The sequence below is a fragment of the Alkalilimnicola sp. S0819 genome (assembly GCF_009295635.1).
In the GTDB taxonomy this organism is placed as follows: domain Bacteria; phylum Pseudomonadota; class Gammaproteobacteria; order Nitrococcales; family WHIW01; genus S0819.
In genome coordinates this window covers 1-347 of the sequence record NZ_WHIW01000057.1, presented here as the reverse complement: position 1 = coordinate 347, position 347 = coordinate 1, and the positions used below count along the sequence as shown (strand labels likewise).

The 347-nt window shown below is 51.9% G+C and carries 1 protein-coding gene; it reads left to right on the top strand.

Annotated features, from left to right (window positions below):
* Nucleotides 1–347, top strand: a 347-nt coding sequence (locus tag GBG68_RS13965; RefSeq protein WP_264297991.1) for a penicillin-binding transpeptidase domain-containing protein, incomplete at both ends; no start/stop codon positions are given.

Sequence of the window (347 nt, the reverse complement as noted above, 5' to 3'; positions counted from 1 at the left end):
TAGCCCTTCCTATAACCCCAACAACCTTGCCGGTACGCCGAAAGACGCGATGCGTAACCGTACCATCACCGACGTGTTTGAACCGGGTTCTACGGTTAAGCCGATGGTGGTGATGACTGCGCTTCAGCGCGGTATCGTCAACGAAAATACGGTGTTGAATACCGTTCCATACCGAATTAACGGCCACGAAATTAAAGACGTGGCGCGCTACAGCGAATTAACCCTGACCGGGGTTCTACAGAAGTCGAGTAACGTCGGTGTATCCAAACTGGCGTTAGCGATGCCGTCCTCAGCGTTAGTAGATACTTACTCACGTTTTGGGCTAGGAAAGGCGACCAATTTGGGGT